This window comes from Halopiger goleimassiliensis (genome assembly GCF_000455345.1).
GTDB lineage: Archaea > Halobacteriota > Halobacteria > Halobacteriales > Natrialbaceae > Halopiger_A > Halopiger_A goleimassiliensis.
Genome location: NZ_HG315690.1, coordinates 2,822,814 through 2,835,123, shown reverse-complemented (window position 1 = coordinate 2,835,123; position 12,310 = coordinate 2,822,814). Strand labels below are relative to the sequence as shown.

15 protein-coding genes are annotated in these 12,310 nt (G+C 67.6%); 6 read left to right on the top strand and 9 right to left on the bottom strand.

The window, feature by feature from the left end; genetic code table 11:
* Positions 1–45: 45 nt before the first annotated feature.
* Entirely contained in the window at positions 46–339 is a 294-nt protein-coding gene (yciH, locus tag TX79_RS13875; RefSeq protein ID WP_049928028.1) for a stress response translation initiation inhibitor YciH, read from the top strand.
* A 236-nt stretch (positions 340–575) separates the two neighbouring features.
* Positions 576–1,295 (top strand): SCO family protein, encoded by a 720-nt coding sequence (locus TX79_RS13870; RefSeq protein WP_081655574.1) that lies wholly within the window; start codon positions 576–578, stop codon positions 1,293–1,295.
* A gap of 545 nt (positions 1,296–1,840) precedes the next feature.
* Here TX79_RS13870 and TX79_RS13865 read toward each other — a convergent pair.
* From TX79_RS13865 to TX79_RS13850, 4 genes are all read right to left on the bottom strand, one after another.
* Positions 1,841–2,209, bottom strand: a complete 369-nt coding sequence (locus TX79_RS13865) for a rhodanese-like domain-containing protein (protein WP_049928027.1) — start codon at positions 2,207–2,209, stop codon at positions 1,841–1,843.
* Between the two features lie 63 nt (positions 2,210–2,272).
* On the bottom strand, positions 2,273–2,866 hold the full coding sequence (locus TX79_RS13860) for a uracil-DNA glycosylase (protein ID WP_049928026.1): 594 nt from the start codon (positions 2,864–2,866) through the stop codon (positions 2,273–2,275).
* 62 nt (positions 2,867–2,928) lie between these two features.
* Positions 2,929–3,495, bottom strand: coding sequence for an endonuclease dU (locus TX79_RS13855; RefSeq protein WP_049928025.1), 567 nt, complete (start codon positions 3,493–3,495; stop codon positions 2,929–2,931).
* Positions 3,495–3,671, bottom strand: a complete 177-nt coding sequence (locus tag TX79_RS13850; protein ID WP_049928024.1) for a DUF5786 family protein — start codon at positions 3,669–3,671, stop codon at positions 3,495–3,497. The genes TX79_RS13855 and TX79_RS13850 overlap by 1 nt, the downstream gene beginning before the upstream one ends.
* A 171-nt stretch (positions 3,672–3,842) precedes the next feature.
* Between TX79_RS13850 and TX79_RS13845 the strand changes: the two genes are divergently transcribed.
* The gene (locus TX79_RS13845; RefSeq protein WP_049928023.1) at positions 3,843–4,454 is read left to right on the top strand and encodes an MBL fold metallo-hydrolase; all 612 of its coding nucleotides are present in this window, start codon (positions 3,843–3,845) and stop codon (positions 4,452–4,454) included.
* 251 nt (positions 4,455–4,705) lie between these two features.
* On the opposite strand, the gene TX79_RS13840 is transcribed toward TX79_RS13845, so the two are convergent.
* From TX79_RS13840 to TX79_RS13825, 4 genes are all read right to left on the bottom strand, one after another.
* Positions 4,706–5,452, bottom strand: coding sequence for a mechanosensitive ion channel family protein (locus TX79_RS13840; protein WP_049928022.1), 747 nt, complete (start codon positions 5,450–5,452; stop codon positions 4,706–4,708).
* 244 nt (positions 5,453–5,696) lie between these two features.
* Complete coding sequence (locus TX79_RS13835) at positions 5,697–5,846, bottom strand: 50S ribosomal protein L40e (protein ID WP_049928021.1); 150 nt, start codon at positions 5,844–5,846, stop codon at positions 5,697–5,699.
* A gap of 67 nt (positions 5,847–5,913) precedes the next feature.
* Complete coding sequence (locus tag TX79_RS13830) at positions 5,914–6,414, bottom strand: DUF367 family protein (protein ID WP_049928020.1); 501 nt, start codon at positions 6,412–6,414, stop codon at positions 5,914–5,916.
* Between the two features lie 75 nt (positions 6,415–6,489).
* Complete coding sequence (locus tag TX79_RS13825; protein ID WP_049928019.1) at positions 6,490–8,283, bottom strand: Rieske (2Fe-2S) protein; 1,794 nt, start codon at positions 8,281–8,283, stop codon at positions 6,490–6,492.
* Between the two features lie 134 nt (positions 8,284–8,417).
* Here TX79_RS13825 and TX79_RS13820 point away from each other — a divergent pair, with 134 nt between their 5' ends.
* The 3 genes from TX79_RS13820 (at position 8,418) to TX79_RS13810 (ending at position 11,397) form a co-directional block, all read left to right on the top strand.
* A complete protein-coding gene (locus tag TX79_RS13820; RefSeq protein WP_049928018.1) occupies positions 8,418–8,741 on the top strand; it encodes a nuclear transport factor 2 family protein in 324 nt (107 codons plus the stop codon).
* A gap of 370 nt (positions 8,742–9,111) precedes the next feature.
* Entirely contained in the window at positions 9,112–10,671 is a 1,560-nt protein-coding gene (locus TX79_RS13815; RefSeq protein ID WP_049928017.1) for an FAD-dependent oxidoreductase, read from the top strand.
* 120 nt (positions 10,672–10,791) lie between these two features.
* Positions 10,792–11,397: a hypothetical protein gene (locus TX79_RS13810; RefSeq protein ID WP_049928404.1), complete on the top strand. Its 606-nt coding sequence runs from the start codon at positions 10,792–10,794 to the stop codon at positions 11,395–11,397.
* Here the strand turns inward: TX79_RS13810 and TX79_RS13805 are convergent, their stop codons facing one another.
* Positions 11,398–12,225: a glycerophosphodiester phosphodiesterase gene (locus tag TX79_RS13805; RefSeq protein ID WP_049928016.1), complete on the bottom strand. Its 828-nt coding sequence runs from the start codon at positions 12,223–12,225 to the stop codon at positions 11,398–11,400.
* Between the last annotated feature and the right edge of the window lie 85 nt (positions 12,226–12,310).

The window sequence follows — 12,310 nt, the reverse complement described above, 5'->3', positions numbered from 1 at the left end:
GGTCCCGATAGTGTTTAATATGGCCATTTCGTAGCAAGGAACGTAATGTCGGAAGTCTGCTCGACGTGCGGGCTGCCCGAGGAACTCTGCGTCTGCGAGGACGTGGCCAAGGGCCAACAGCAACTCAACATCCGCATTGACGAGCGCAGATACGGTAAGGAGGTAACGATCATCGAAGGATTCGATCCGAAGGACGTCGACCTGGACAGTCTGTCGTCGGATCTCAAGTCCAAGTTCGCCTGTGGCGGCACCGTCGAGGACGGCCAGATCGAACTCCAGGGCAACCACACCGGCCGCGTCGAAGATTTCCTTCGGGACCGCGGCTTCAACGTCGCGTGATCTCAGCCCGCCGATGATCTGAGACGACTTCCGAACGCCACGGCCGTCTCGCGAATCGCCTATTCACTACCGCTTTTCGCTCCGGAGCCGGGACTGTAGCGTCCGCTCGGTGGTGACAGCGGGTGCCTCGTCACGCCCGTTCCGGTAGTCGACCTAGCGGCCAGCCCCGGACGGTCGCCGGCTTCGAGAATCGTACCGATTCGGTTTAGGGTCGGCTGTGAGTAGGTTCGCTCGAGATGGCCTCCGACTCGACTCCCGACCGCCGGACCGTGCTGCGAAGCGCCGGCGCGGCGATGCTCAGCGGAACGCTGGCCGGCTGTATCGACTCCCTGCCGTTCGGATCGACCGGCGCGAACGAACACGTCGTCCTCGAGACGCCCGCGGACTACGACCGAAACGCCGAACGGGACCTCCCGCATCCGATTCACGGCGAGGAACTGCCCGAGGCGACGGTGCCGGCCCCGCTCCAGGACCGCGAGGTGTCGGTCCGGGAGTTCGTCGGCGATCGCCACGTCATGCTGACGTTCGTCTTCACGCGTTGTTCGGAGGTCTGTCCGATGCTGATCGAACCCCTCGTGCACGCGCAAACGAAATCGATTCAGGAGGGGTTCGCCGACGAGTTCGCCTTCCTGGCGACGACGTTCGATCCCGAGTACGACACGCCCGAACGCCTCGCCGACTACGGCGAGGAGCGCGGCGTCGACTTCGACGCGGGGAACTGGTGGTTCCTCCGCCCCGAGAGCCGGGAGCGGGCCGAGGACGTCACCGAGGAGTTCGGCGTCGTCTCCCAGTACAACCCCGAGGAGGAACGCGAGATGGAGAACATGGCCTGGATGCACAACAACGTCGTCCTGCTGGCGAACGCCGATGGCTACGTCGAACGGGCCTACACGAAGGATCCACCGGCCCCCAACACGGTCCTGGACGACGTCGAGACGCTCCACGAGCGGTGGTGAGCCGGTAGTCGCGCTCGAGTCGGGTCGGGGCGGTTGTATCGCGGTTTCCGTCGTTTTCGAGGCCCAGCACGACCGTCGAATAGCAGTAGCTGAAACGACGGGTTCCGTGTCCGGATCGGTCGCGAACCTATCGTCCCATAGGTGACCTTACTGCAGTGGCGCGCGCTGCCGTCCGGTCGAGGGAAGCGAGGGATGAGCGTAGCGGATCCCTCGGAAAGCGAACGGGGAACGAACGCGAGGGATGAGCAGAGCGAATCCCTCGGAAAGCGAACGGGGAACGCAGTGACCCGTGAGCCAGTGACCCGTGAGCCAGTGACCCGTGAGCCAGTGACCCGTGAGCCAGTGACCCGTGAGCCAGTGACCCGTGAGCCAGTGACCCGTGAGCGGCGTGGCCACTCCTCGTGTCCACGATAGCAGAACGCTCTGGTCTGTTACCAACTCCTTTTCAGCTACCCGATCGTAAGCAGTTGCGCGAAATGGATCAACTGATCCTCATTCAGTTCCGAGGCCGGCGAACGAGCCCGTAGTCCCCGCGTCTCCGCGAATTAGAACGGCGATTCGACGTCGGCTTCGTCGTCGCTGTCGCCGTCGTCCTCGCGGACGAGACCGAACTTCAGGCCGTACTTCTCGAGGCCGCCTGCCATGCTCTCGACGGTGGCGTCGGCGGTCCCCTCGTAGGAGCCGATCAGCTGGGCCGCCTGGACGCTCGCCTTCCCGTGGGGACAGACCGTCACGATGTGGTCCTCGCCCTCGAATTCTTCGACGCGCTGGGTGAGTTCGTGGAACGGAACGTTCTCGCTGCCGGGGATGTGACTGTGCTCGTAGGCCGCCTCGTCGCGGATGTCGACGATCCGGACGTCCGCGTCCGACTCGAGGAGGTCTTTGACCTCGTCGGGTGAGATTTCGCCGTCCATTACCGGCGGGTTCGAACGCCGAGGGAATAAGGCCACGGTTCGGGCCGAGGTCCGTCGGACCGCTCAGAACCCGTCGAGTCGCGTCTGCCCGCTCGAGCCGTCCACACCGGCGAGTTCAGCCGCCCGCTCGAGGGCCGCCTCGAACGTCTCCGCCTGGCTGCGGTCGTACAGCGTCGCCGCGGGGTGGACGCAGATCAGCACCCGCCGTGGCTCGCTGCCGATGCGGACGTCCTCGAGACTGCCGGCTTCCTTCGTCACCGCAACGGAACGCTCGAGGAGGTGTTCGCTGGGAACCTTGCCGAGCGTGACGATCACCTCGGGATCGAGGCGGGTGATCTCGGTCTCGAGGTAGCCCCGACAGTGTGCGAGTTCCTCGTCGGTCGGATCGCGGTTCTCGGGCGGCCGACAGCGGACGCAGTTGGTGATCCGGACGTCCTCGCGAGCGAGGCCGACGTCCCGAAGCCCGTCGTCGAGCACTGTGCCGCTGCGGCCGACGAACGGTTCGCCCTGCTCGTCCTCGTTCGCGCCCGGCCCCTCGCCGACGAACAACAGGTCGGCATCCGCGGGGCCGGTCCCGTTGACGATCCGACTGCGGGACTCGACGAGCGCCGGGCACCGCTCGCAGTCGGAGACGTGGAGGTCCTCCATCTCGCTCATACCGATTCCGTGCGGGGGACCGGTACTACGTCTTTCGGGTCGGCTACGCGCGAGCGGTCGACTCACTCGAGCGACTCGCGGTACCCGTCCCCCGCACCCGCCGCCACGCTCGCGACGCGAATCGGCTCCGGCCGGCCGCCCTCGAGGGTAACCGAGCGGACGACCTCGACCGCTTCCTCGCGGTCACAGCCCAGGTAACGGACGTAGACGGTCTCGTCGCCGACCGACACGGCGTGACGCTCGGGCAGCGAGCGATACGTCTCGAGTCGTCGCTCGAGGGCGTCGCCCGAAAACTGCTCGCGAAGGGCGTCCTCGAGGCCGGGACTGTCCTCGAACGTCACGGCGAGGGTCGGTCGCTCGGCTACGGCGTGGATTCGCGCGAGGTCGAGAACGTTGTACCAGGCGGGCGCGACAGCGCCGAGCAAGAGCGCATGAACGTCGGGGCGGGCGAGATCGTCGACCAGCGAGACGACCGCGTCGGTCGCGTCGGTGCCGCCGACGGTACACGAGTCGTACCCAAGCCCGTCGAGGATGCCGTCGCCACGGACGACGGCCCCGGCGAGCGTGCTCCGGTCGGAGCGCCCCCGATACGACTCGGCGATGCCCAGCGCCCGCGCCCCCGTCTTCATCAGGAGTCGTCGTCTTTGATCTCCTGCAATCGATCGAGCAACTCGTCGCTGGAAGCTCCGTTTTCGAACTCGATGGTTCCTTCGTGGCTGTTCTGTCCGGATTTCACAGCGTCGTCGTCGTCAAAATCAGCGTCTACTTCCTGTTGCTCGGATTCGTCGTAGCTCCCGAAGCCCATGCAAGTGGTACTATGCCCCAGTGGTTCAAAAATTCCTTGGTCGTGAGTTTATTTCAGTTTTCACAACACGAATGTCATTATAACCATCATATCCGGGAAATACGCTCGCCTATGGCGGGACCTCGACAGCCGACGGCACCGTTTTTGGGGGCGGCGGCCGAGTAGCCGGTTATGGAGGTTACCCACGTCACCGAACCTGCGGAGACGTTCACCTGTAACGCCTTCCTCGCCGAGGGGGAACGGACGACGCTCGTCGACGCCGGGGCCTGGGACGGCGTCGTCGAGGAGATTCGATCGCACGCGGACGACGTCGACGCCGTGGTGCTGACCCACCAGCACGGCGATCACGTCGCCCAACTCGAGGCCGTCGTCGACGCCTTCGATCCCGAGGTGTACGCCTACGACGACCACCCGGCCAGAACGCGGGCGCTCGAGGACGGTGACACCGTCACGATCGGCGACGAGGCGTTCGACGTGGTCTACACGCCGGGCCACGCCGACGATCACGTCTCGTTCGTCTCCGAGAACTCGCTGTTTTCGGGCGACGTGGTCGTCCACGACGACGGCGCGTTCGACTACGGCAGTTTCGGACGGACCGACATGGTCGGCCAGTCCCGCGACCGCCTCATCCAGAGCATCCGGGACCTCCTCGAGCGCATGCCCGAGGGCGTCGAGCACATGTACTCGGGTCACGGCGGCGTCTTCCACGGCGACGTGCGGGACGTCGTGGAGACGGCCCTCGAGCGGGCAGCGAAGCGGGAACCGAAGTATCCGGACGAGTGACCGCGAACGACCGTCGGGAGTGAGCGGCTTTTTGGTCCAGATTTTTGCGCGAGGGGTGAGCGACCGCTGGGAGCGAACCCGAGCGGAAAAAGGTGGGTCTGAGACGGCGCTCGAGCGGGCGGCAAAACGGGAGCCGAAGTATCCGGACGAGTAGTCCGCGAGCGACACGACCCCTTCGTTAACGGCTATCGGAGCAACCGCTGGTATCCGGAGCGAAAAAACGCGTCGAAAAGCGCCGGATGCGAGCGCGTTCAGTCGTCGCCGGGGGCGGCCGCGTCTTTGGCGACGTCGGAGGTGTCCTCGAACCAGTCGTCGATGTTTTCGGCGACGTAGTCCTTGCCACCCCAGCCGAAGGCGACGCCGATAGCGATGGCGGCGGCAAGGCCGGCGGCGTAGGCGAAGGCTTCGGCGAACGTGTGGAGGACGCCGGCGTTGATCCCGTCGATCGTGTCGAGGCCGATGACGATGACGACGAAGTAGAGGATCGCCTTCGTCGCACCGCTCAGCGCGGGGGTGAACTGGTTGGCGACGTCGGATTCGCGGACCTGTTCGGCGGCCCAGTTCGCCACGAAGAAGCCGATGAAGAGGACGAACAGGCCGAGGACGAGGCCCGGAACGTAGCTCAGGAGGTCCTGACCGATGTTCGTCACGTAGACCAGCGAGGTGCCGGCGGCGCTGTACATGAACCACTCGACGGCCACGAGGAAGGCGACGACGACGAGGTAGGCCTTGAACAGGCCCGCGAAGGTCCGCGAGACCCCGTCCTCACCGTCCGGGAAGACGGCCGCGAACGGCGTTTCGCGGACCTTCTCGTCGAGTCCGATCTGACGACCGGCGTTCGTGATCGTCGGCTGGAGTTTTCGACCCAGGAACAGCCCCGCGTAGGCGATCAGGACCATGCCGATGACCGTCGGAATCAGGTCGATGGCGGTGAGGAGACTGTTCTCGATTACAGCGGCGATCCGGTCGCTAAACGACGGCCCCACAGTCGGCTCCATTACCGCTCACCTCCCAGCGACGCGAACAGTTCGATGTGCCGTTCAGTCAGTGTTACTAACTGCTTCATACCCGGCTATTGGAACCGGGGTAATTAGTATCTTTGATTTGATGAAAATACGACCCCAGTTCGCGTCGGCGAGCTGGGAGATGCGCGACGCCGATGGAGCCGACGCCCGACTCCGGCCTCGAGCCGACGGCGACGTAGCGAACGAACTGTCGGAGAACCGACCGCTCGAGCCGCGATCAGGCTGCGCGCGGTTCCTTGGCCTTGGGACGGAGGTTTCCGTAGCCGCACTTGCGGCAGGTGTCGGCGCGTTCGGGGTTGCGCGCGTTACAGCGCATGCAGATCATTTTCTCGAGCGTCCGGTCTTCTGCGGCGTCGAAGCGTGCCATATCGCTCCGTTGGCCCGTGGCGCATATAACCGCTGTGGTCCCTCGACGCGTATCCTCTCGCTCGCTATCACTCGTCGGCGAGATAGTCGTCCTGGACGGCGACGACCTCGCTCGAGTCGGTACACTCGCTGTACCGGCGCAGCGGCTCGGCGTTCATCTCGAGGAACGTCTCGCCCCAGCGAAACGGCTCGAGCAGCTCCTCGGCCCGTTCCCGGGCACCGAGGATACAGCACGCGCCAGCCAGCGCCTCGACGGTCGTGAGGCGGAACGGCTTCCCGAAGTTGACCGGGTTCGCGGCGACGAGGAAGGGGAGCGCCCGGTGGACGCCGTTCATCCGGAACGAGGCGGCCTCGGCCGACTCCCACGAGCAGTCGAGTGCCACGAGGGTCCCTAGCCCCTCGTCGGCGTCGGCCGGCGAGAGCGCCTGCTCGGCGTGAGGGTTGAGGACGATCCCGTAGGGCACCTGCCCCATCGAGCGGTAGAGGGTCGCCTCGTCGAACCGCTCGAGGCGGCGCGCGGTGCACTTCTCGGGGTCGTCGTCGCCCTCGTAGTAGACGTGACACTCCACGTCGGGAGCTACGGCGGGAGCGGAAAAAAGCCAGTCGATGGGCGAGCGCGAGACTCGATCGCTCGCCCCGTCGGGTCACTCGTGAAGCCGTTCCCCGCGTCCGAGCCGCGTCGCGATCGAAAACGTCTGCTCGGCCTCGCGGCGCGTCGGGAAGTGGGCGGCCATGTAGCGGGCCGTCGCGATCAGCGGAACCCGGCGGCGTTGCTCGAGGTCGGCGCTTTCCTCGGCCTCGAACCGACGCTCCCCGACGCGGTCGAACCGGCGGAACGCCGCCTCGACGTTCTGGAGGGTGTGGAAGTCGGCGTCCTCGCGCAGGAGGCCGTGTCCGAGCGTCCGCTTCAGCGCCGCCGGGTCGCCGCCGCAGTCGAAGAACTCTCCGACGAGCCGCCCCGCGCGGTTGACCTCGCCGTCCGCGTCGAACGTCTCGAGCAGTTCCTCCCGGATCGCGTCCGGATCGCGGCCGGTGTCCTCGCCAGGTTCGGGGACCCGCGCGGGCGGCGTGTTGAGGAACCGATCGAGGTAGACGCTCAGAGCGGCGTCGAAGACGGCCCGGTAGAGTTCGACCGCGTCGGTTCGGCGGGTCGCTCCCTCCACCGCGTTGGCGTAGGTGAACGTGTGGTGGACGGTGTCCCAGTCGCCGAACTCGTTGGCCGTGCCGAACTGCGCGACCCGGGTCGCGGCGGCGTGGGCGACCGCCGCGGCCAGATCCTCGGTCGTCGCACCCGCCCGGACCGCGCCGGCCAGGGCGTCGACGATCGCGTCGGGGTCGTCCCCCAGCAGCGTCTCCTGGAAGTCGGCCGGCGGCGACCACGTCGCGCCGTCGCCCTCGCTCGCCAGCGCCTCGAGGCCGCTCGTCTCGGTCACGTCGCCGCCGTAGACGTCCTCGAGGAGCGCGACCAGGTCGACGGGCTGTCGCCAGGCCGACTGCTCGTCGCTGCGATCGGCGGTGACGAGCGGCTCGACGAGGCTCGCGAGCGCGTCAGCGGTGTGGTCGTCGTCGACGTGATCGAGCGTCTCGAACGCCGTGTTCGCGAAGTCGAGGACGTGGCCGGCCGAGAGATAGGGGTGATCCGTCGCGGCCGCGAAGACCAGTTCTGCGAGTTCGGCCTCCGAGCGGCCCGTCGCCACGGCGGTCCGCAAGCAGCGCTCTGCGCCGTCGGCGTCGCGCAACTCGACGCAGTCGCGGAACCAGGTCTTGAGGCGGTCGAATCCGACGGCGTCGGTCGACAGCGCCGGCTGCTCGAAGTTCGGCGTTTCGCCGGCGCAGTCGTTCGCGACGTACCTGACGCCGGTGTACAGCGCCCGCTTCCGGTCCCGCCCCTCGAGGTCGTCGATCATGTTCGCCATACAGCCGAGGACGGTGAGCCCGCGCCCCCAGCCGGCGTCGCGGTACTGCGTCCCGAACGCCAGGGTTCGGGCGACCGGGTCGCGGTAGTCGACGCCGGCGTCGAGCAGTCCGATGGTCGCCTTCGCGACGACCAGCCGCAGGTTCTCCTCGAGCCCCGTCCCGAGCCGGTCGGCCCAGTGCTCCGCCGGCGGCAGCTCCCGGGCCGGGGTCGGGTTCACGTAGACGGTCCCGTCGCGTACCTCGACGGGGTAGGTCTGGACGTCGTCGGCCCACGGGTCGAACGTGTCGCCACAGGAGAGTTCGAACCGGGCGTGGTGCCAGTGACAGGTGAGGATCCCGTCGTCGACGGTGCCCTCGACCAGCGGGAACCCCATGTGGGGACAGCGGTTGTTCACCGCCCTGACCTCTCCCTCGTGGTGGAAGAGGGCGATCGGCACCCCGTCGACGCTCGTCAGTTCGCGGCCGCTCTCCTCGAGGTCCGCGAGCGGAACGACTTCGTGGAAGTCGTCGGCTGTTGCCATGGGATCACACACGACGGGATATCGTGTAAGGGTTCGCTGAACTCAGTTCCTGTAACCCTCCCGATAGTTGAGTCGCCGGTTGGGCCGTCGGACGAGTACCACGCTTTTGCCCCTCGAGCCGAAACCACCCGCGTATGGACCGGGTCGCCCTCGTCCGTCGGTACTACGACGCGCTCGACGAGCACGACTACGCGGCGCTCGAGTCGATCCTCGCCCCAGAGTTCCGCCAGCGCCGGCCGGATCGGACGTTCGAGGGGCGCGAGGCGTTCGTCCGGTTCATGCGCGAGGAGCGCCCCAATCCCGACACGACCCACGAACTCGAGGCCGTGATCGGCGAGGACGGGCGGGTGGCCGCACGCGGTCGCGTGCTGGACGGCGACCGGGTACTCTTCGCGTTCGCGGACTTCTTCGAACTCGACGCCGGTCGGATCGTCGCGCTCGAGACCTACTCTCGATGACGAATCGGAGCGTGCCGCGTTAGGTGGTGACGAATCGGAGCGTACTGCGTTTGGTGTGACGAACTGGAGTGTTCTGCTATCGTGGACTCGAGGAGTGGCCACGCCCTCCCCAGCCGATTCGCTCCCTCCGGTCGCTCATCCCTCGCGCGACTTCGTCGATCGGCCTCTCAGTCGCTCGGCCGATCGACAGCGCACGCCATCGCATAACGCACGATAGCGATACGGCCTGTACTGAGGGGCAATTCGATCGAACGTAGTTGCAACGAACTCCCGTACTGGTTTCGGTGGTTTCCCGAGGCGCGAGTGACGATGGTGGCTATCGACGGGACCGCGTTTTTTGCCGCCGGTTCCCGTAGTGAGGGTCGTTCCGATGGCCGACTTTTCACGCACCCACGCGCTGCCGGGCGAACCGACCTCCCCCTGGCTCGCGAGCACGTCCGAGGAGACCCGGGAGGCGGATGTAACGCGACTCGAGGGGACCGATTCGGCCGACGTCGCCGTCGTCGGGGGCGGCATCGTCGGCCTGTCGACGGCGATCGAACTCCGCGAGCGGGGCCGATCGGTCGTCGTCCTCGAGCGCGATCGGGTAGCGACGGGCGTGACGGGCAAATCGACGGCGAAACTGACGAGCCAGCACGGCGCGATCTACGATCACCTGCGGCGGGAGTTCGGTCGCCAGGCAGCGAGCCGGTACGCTGCGGTCCAGGAGGAGGCGATCGACAGGGTCGAGGACCGCATCGACGACCTGGGAATCGACGCCGCGTTCGAGCGCGTCCCCTCCTACCTCTACGGCGACGAACCCGACGCGATCGAACGCGAGACCGACGCCGCCCGCGTGGCGGGACTCGAGGCCAGTTACGTCACCTCGGTGCCGCCGTTCGAGCGAGCCCAGGCGGCGATGCGGTTCGAGGATCAGGCGTGGTTTCACCCCCGGAAGTACCTGCTCGCAGTTGCGGACGAACTACACGCCGACGACGAGGCGACGATCTACGAGGGGACGCGGGTCACCGACGTCGACCCCGGCGAGCCGGCCCGCGTCCGCACGGAGGAGGGGATCGTCCGGGCCGCCGATATCGTCGTGGCGACCGGCTTTCCGATCCGGGATCGGGCAGGGTACTTCGCGCGCGTGCATCCGAAACGCTCCTACGTGCTCGGGTTGCGGATCGACGGGCGGCCGCCGGAGGGGATGTACTACCGGACGGGCGACTCCTACAGGTCGGTCCGGACCCACCGCGACGAGGACGGCGTCCTCCTGCTCGTCGGCGGCGAGGACCACAAGACCGGCCAGGGCGGATCGACGATCGAGCGCTACCGCCGACTCCTGCACTGGGCGCGCGAGCGATTCCCCGTCGAGGACGTGGCCTACCGCTGGTCGACCCAGGACTACGTCTCGGCCGACAAGGTGCCGCTGGTCGGCCGCGCCGAACCCCGAACCGAGAGCGTCTACGTCGCGACCGGCTTTCGCGGCTGGGGGATGACCAACGGCGTCGCCGCCGGCCGACTGCTGGCCGACCTGCTCACGGGCGATCGGCCGCCCGAAGCCGACCTGTTCGATCCGCTGCGGTTCACGCCGAAAGCGTCCCTCGGGAAGACGGTCACCGAGAACGCCGACGCGGCGAGCCAGTTCGTCACCGACTGGGCGCGCACGCTGCTGTCCCCCGACCTCGAGCACGTCGATCGCGGCGAGGGGCTCGTCGTCCGGGAGGGTTCCCACCCCGTCGCCGTCGCTCGCGACGAGGACGGCGAGGTCCACGCGGTCTCAGCCGTCTGTTCGCACATGGGCTGTCTCGTCGAGTGGAACGACGCCGAGGCCAGTTGGGATTGCCCCTGTCACGGCTCCCGTTTCTCGCCCGACGGGGAGGTGCTCGAGGGACCGGCGAACGAGGACCTGGACGCCCGCCACCCCGACCGGCCGGGCGAGTCGACGTAACGACGCGGATGGGCGCATCGGAATCCGTCGAACGACCGCGTTGACGCCCAGGGACGGTTCTTTCGCTGCGAACAGGAACGAACGGAACAACTATCAGACATGATGGCGTATCGACGGTCGATGACGGGGTCTGTCAGAGCGACCCTCGAGACGACCGTCACGGACCTCTCGCGATCGATCGGTACGTTCATCGCGCTGGTCTGGATCGCGACTGTCGTCGTGATGGTGGGTACCGGTCTGGCCGACCGATCGCCGGCCGCCGGTCCGATACCGGGGGAGTTGCTCTGGGTCGTCGTCTTCGTCGTAGCCGCCATCGGGGCTACGTGGCTCGTCGGAGACGGATTCGATCGTCTCGGCGTCGATCCCTCCGGCGTCTGGACCTTCGTCTGGCTCGCGATCGTCTTCCTGCCGCTGGCCTTCCTCCCGCTGCGGGTCGCTCTCGAGGCGTTCACGACCGAGACGATGCTCCTCAACGCCGCGTTCGCCCTCGCGGCGACCGTCGCCGCCGGCTGGCTGGCGTTCTACGGGGGGCTCGAACGGCTCGGGCTCGAGCCGGACGACTTCATCCGGGTGACTCTCTACGCCATCGCGCTGGGCGCGCTCCCGATCGCCGCCTTCGTCCTGTTCGATCTCGACTGGCTGACCACGGACCGCGTCACCGCAACGCTGGCCGGCCTCGTCCAGGTGGCTGCCTGCTGGTTCGGGTTCACGAAAACGGTCCCCTGATCACCCGCTCGAGACGAGACCGGGGTAGTCGACGATGACGCCGTCGACGCCCGCCGCGGCCAGTTGGTCGGCCTCGAGCCAGGTCTCGACCGTCCAGACGTTGACCACCATCCCCTCGTCGTGAGCGACCTCGAGTACGTCCACCGTCGGCTCCTCTCCCGGGAACCCGGCGTACGCGGTCCCCGCCAGGTCGGTCCCGGCGATGGCGGTTTTCGGCGGGTGGATCGCCTCGCAGTCGTACCGTCGGGCCACCTCGAGGCCGGCCTCGAGGTCGTCCCAGACGAGCGCAGCCGCGGGGTAGTCGGGCGTGACGTCCCGAAGGGCGGCGAGCGCGCCCTCGCAGAACGACGAGAACAGTACCTCCCCGTCGAAGGCGTCGCACTCGGCAACGACGCGTTCGACGAAGGGCTGCCAGCCCTCGCGGCGACGCTCCCGTTCCGCGTCGGACAGCGCTTCGCCGGTCCGGAGGTCGGCCGCCGGGACGCCCGGGTTCTTCAGTTCGACGTTGAGGCCGACCGTCTCCGGGAGCGCCTCGAGCAGTCGGGCGAGCGTCGGCACCGTCTCGTCGGTCCCCAGCACCCTGGCCGACTGGAGCGTCTCGAGCGGCGTCTCCCGGACGGGTCCCTCGGCGTCGGTGAGCGGCCGTCCCGCTCGCTGTCCCTCGAGTCGCTCGTCGTGGATTACGACGGGGGTCCCGCAGGCGGCCGGCTGGACGTCGATTTCGATCATCGCGGTCTCGTCCCGTTCGGCGGCCGCGACGGCCGCACCGACGGTGTTCTCGGGGGCGACGCCGGCGTAGCCGCGGTGGGCGACGGCGGTAGGCTCCATAGCGGAGCGACGACCGCGCGACTATAGTAGCTGGTGACCGCCGCCGACGCCCGCCCGCGGTCCGGAGGTCCGGCTGCTACGTCTC